The following is a 3,665-nucleotide window of genomic DNA, read 5'->3' on the forward strand; positions in this document are numbered from 1 at the left end:
CAAATCAGTACAGGAATAAGTATAGCGAACTTTACGGCGGGCTTCAAGCCTTTTTAAGCACTTCCTGACCGCTTTTCATGACCATTGCTGCACCGTTTTTTCCTAGCCTCTGTGGCCCTTCGTGGCTAAGTGGATTATGGGTTTCATCTGCCATGCTCTTTAACGCCTCACACAAATTCACACCACAAAAAAACGCTGACCTAATCCTAATGATCAACGTTTTTCATTTGCATGGCGACGGCCTACCCTCGCAGGGAGCGATCCCCCAACTACTCTTGGCGCGACAAAGCTTAACTTCCGTGTTCGGCATGGGAACGGGTGTATCCTTTGTGCCATCATCACCACACTATTGAGTGTTACGCACTCAAAACTGAATCAGATTCTTTTTATTAGTTTAAACCGGACACCACTTTGTGGTTAAGTCCTCGACCGATTAGTACTAGTCCGCTCCATGTGTCGCCACACTTCCACTTCTAGCCTATCTACCTCATCATCTCTGAGGGGTCTTACTTCCATATAGGAATGGGAAATCTCATCTCGAGGCGAGTTTCACACTTAGATGCTTTCAGCGTTTATCTCATCCATACATAGCTACCCAGCGATGCGCCTGGCGGCACAACTGGTACACCAGAGGTATGTCCATCCCGGTCCTCTCGTACTAAGGACAGCTCCTCTCAAATTTCCTGCGCCCGCGACGGATAGGGACCGAACTGTCTCACGACGTTCTGAACCCAGCTCGCGTACCGCTTTAATGGGCGAACAGCCCAACCCTTGGGACCGACTACAGCCCCAGGATGCGATGAGCCGACATCGAGGTGCCAAACCTCCCCGTCGATGTGGACTCTTGGGGGAGATGAGCCTGTTATCCCCAGGGTAGCTTTTATCCGTTGAGCGATGGCCCTTCCATGCGGTACCACCGGATCACTAAGTCCGACTTTCGTCCCTGCTCGACCTGTCTGTCTCACAGTCAAGCTCCCTTGTGCCTTTACACTCTACAAATGATTTCCAACCATTTTGAGGGAACCTTTGAGCGCCTCCGTTACCTTTTAGGAGGCGACCGCCCCAGTCAAACTGCCCACCTGACACTGTCTCCCATCACGCTAAGTGATGTGGGTTAGAGTGGTCGTATAACAAGGGTAGTATCCCACCAATGCCTCCTTCGAGACTAGCGTCCCGAGCTCTACGGCTCCTACCTATCCTGTACAAGTTATACAAACACCCAATATCAAGCTACAGTAAAGCTCCATGGGGTCTTTCCGTCCTGTCGCGGGTAACCCGCATCTTCACGGGTAATATAATTTCACCGAGTCTCTCGTTGAGACAGTGCCCAGATCGTTACGCCTTTCATGCGGGTCGGAACTTACCCGACAAGGAATTTCGCTACCTTAGGACCGTTATAGTTACGGCCGCCGTTCACTGGGGCTTCAATTCTGAGCTTCGCTTACGCTAACCCATCCTTTTAACCTTCCAGCACTGGGCAGGCGTCAGCCCCTATACGTCATCTTACGATTTTGCAGAAACCTGTGTTTTTGATAAACAGTCGCCTGGGCCTTTTCACTGCGGCTACACTTGCGTGCAGCACCCCTTATTCCGAAGTTACGGGGTCATTTTGCCGAGTTCCTTAACGAGAGTTCACTCGCTCACCTGAGGATACTCTCCTCGACTACCTGTGTCGGTTTGCGGTACGGGTAATTAAACTCTAACTAGAAGCTTTTCTCGGCAGCGTGACATCAACGACTTCCCTACTGAAATTTCGGTCCTCGTCACAGCTCAATGTTAAAGAAACAAGCATTTAACTCATCTCACACCTCACTGCTTGACCGGACACTTCCAATCGTCCGGATCGTTTAGCCTTCTGCGTCCCTCCATTGTTCAAACAAGTTTAACTAGTACAGGAATCTCAACCTGTTATCCATCGACTACGCCTCTCGGCCTCGCCTTAGGTCCCGACTAACCCTGGGAGGACGAGCCTTCCCCAGGAAACCTTAGTCATACGGTGGATCAGATTCTCACTGATCTTTCGCTACTCATACCGGCATTCTCACTTCTATGCGCTCCACTAGTCCTCACGGTCTAGCTTCACCGCCCATAGAACGCTCTCCTATCGCGTCACTTACGTGACACCCACAGTTTCGGTAATATGCTTAGCCCCGGTACATTTTCGGCGCAGAATCACTCGACTAGTGAGCTATTACGCACTCTTTAAATGGTGGCTGCTTCTGAGCCAACATCCTAGTTGTCTGTGCAACTCCACATCCTTTTCCACTTAGCATATATTTAGGGACCTTAACTGGTGATCTGGGCTGTTCCCCTTTCGACGGTGGATCTTATCACTCATCGTCTGACTCCCGGATAACACATCAATGGCATTCGGAGTTTATCTGAATTCAGTAACCCATGACGGGCCCCTAGTTCAAACAGTGCTCTACCTCCATGATGCTCTAATCCGAGGCTAGCCCTAAAGCTATTTCGGAGAGAACCAGCTATCTCCAAGTTCGTTTGGAATTTCACCGCTACCCACACGTCATCCCAGCCTTTTTCAACAGACACGGGTTCGGCCCTCCGGTGCGTATTACCGCACTTTCAGCCTGCACATGGGTAGGTCACCTGGTTTCGGGTCTACTTCAACATACTCAAACGCCCATTTCAGACTCGCTTTCGCTACGGCTCCGGTCTTTCCACCTTAACCTTGCATGTTAACGTAACTCGCCGGTTCATTCTACAAAAGGCACGCTATCACCCATTAACGGGCTCTAACTACTTGTAGGCACACGGTTTCAGGAACTATTTCACTCCCCTTCCGGGGTGCTTTTCACCTTTCCCTCACGGTACTGGTTCACTATCGGTCACTAGGGAGTATTTAGCCTTACGGGATGGTCCCCGCAGATTCCGACGGAATTTCACGTGCTCCGCCGTACTCAGGATCCTGAACTGAGAGACTATGATTTCGTCTACGTGGCTTTCACACCCTATGGCGACGCTTCCCAACGTCTTCGACTATCATGGTCTTTGGTAACTCAAATGTTCAGTCCTACAACCCCAATCTGCAAGCAGATTGGTTTGGGCTCTTCCCCTTTCGCTCGCCGCTACTTAGGGAATCGAATTTTCTTTCTCTTCCTGTTGCTAATGAGATGTTTCAGTTCACAACGTCTACCTTCAACTAGAGTATGTATTCCCCTAGTGATAATCAGCTATTACACTGATTGGGTTTCCCCATTCGGAAATCTCCGGATCAAAGCTTACTTACAGCTCCCCGAAGCATATCGGTGTTAGTCCCGTCCTTCATCGGCTCCTAGTGCCAAGGCATCCACCGTGCGCCCTTTCTAACTTAACCTAACAATTCAAAAGAATTGCGGTTATGAGTTTAGCGAATAACAATTTTAACTTGTTAAAAAACTCAAAAAACGCGGTGTTCTCGGTTTTTAATAATAATAAAAAGAATCATGATTCAGTTTTCAATGTGCAACACTTGATCACTTCGTGATCAATGGAGAATAACGGGATCGAACCGTTGACCCCCTGCTTGCAAAGCAGGTGCTCTCCCATCTGAGCTAATTCCCCATGTTGTCTAGTCAGGCCGATGGGCACAAGTGGACTCGAACCACCGACCTCACGCTTATCAGGCGTGCGCTCTAACCAGCTGAGCTATGCGCCCAATCGTTTTG

The 3,665-nt window shown here is 49.5% G+C and carries 2 tRNA genes and 2 rRNA genes; all 4 read right to left on the reverse strand.

Features of this window, described 5'->3' with window-relative positions:
* Positions 1 to 229 precede the first annotated feature (229 nt).
* Positions 230 to 346 (reverse strand): 5S ribosomal RNA (rrf, locus tag ACKTR5_RS11545).
* Between the two features lie 67 nt (positions 347 to 413).
* Positions 414 to 3,334: ribosomal RNA gene (locus tag ACKTR5_RS11550) — 23S ribosomal RNA — on the reverse strand.
* A gap of 154 nt (positions 3,335 to 3,488) precedes the next feature.
* Positions 3,489 to 3,561: transfer RNA gene (locus tag ACKTR5_RS11555), tRNA-Ala, on the reverse strand.
* Positions 3,562 to 3,581: 20 nt separating this feature from the next.
* Positions 3,582 to 3,655 (reverse strand) — tRNA-Ile (locus tag ACKTR5_RS11560).
* Positions 3,656 to 3,665 lie beyond the last annotated feature (10 nt).

Source organism: Furfurilactobacillus entadae, from assembly GCF_045862745.1.
GTDB lineage: Bacteria > Bacillota > Bacilli > Lactobacillales > Lactobacillaceae > Furfurilactobacillus > Furfurilactobacillus entadae.